The sequence below is a fragment of the Anaerobacillus sp. 1_MG-2023 genome, from assembly GCF_030547345.1.
In the GTDB taxonomy this organism is placed as follows: Bacteria; Bacillota; Bacilli; order Bacillales; family Guptibacillaceae; genus Guptibacillus; species Guptibacillus hwajinpoensis_B.
Map to the genome: position 1 here is coordinate 1 of NZ_JAUORD010000223.1, position 242 is coordinate 242.

1 protein-coding gene is annotated in these 242 nt (G+C 55.8%); it reads left to right on the forward strand.

What is annotated here, in order from left to right:
* Positions 1 to 24: 24 nt before the first annotated feature.
* Positions 25 to 242, forward strand: a 218-nt coding sequence (locus tag Q4550_RS23950) for an aminotransferase class III-fold pyridoxal phosphate-dependent enzyme (RefSeq protein ID WP_303536766.1), incomplete at its 3' end; no start/stop codon positions are given.

Genomic DNA, 242 nt, shown 5'->3' on the forward strand with positions numbered 1-242 from the left:
GTCTTTTACGGTGGTGCAGGCAAAATGCCGACCATTGACCATGCCAAAGGTGTCTACCTTTGGGACACCGACGGCAAGAAATACCTTGATGCGTCGTCTGGTCCCGTAATCACCAATCTCGGGCACGGGAACGAAGCGGTTTTAAACGCAATGTTCGAGCAGGCGAAGAAGGTTTGCTACGCCAGCCGGGCCGTGTTCGAAAACGCCTCCAACCGGGATCTGGCGCGCAAGCTGGTCGATCT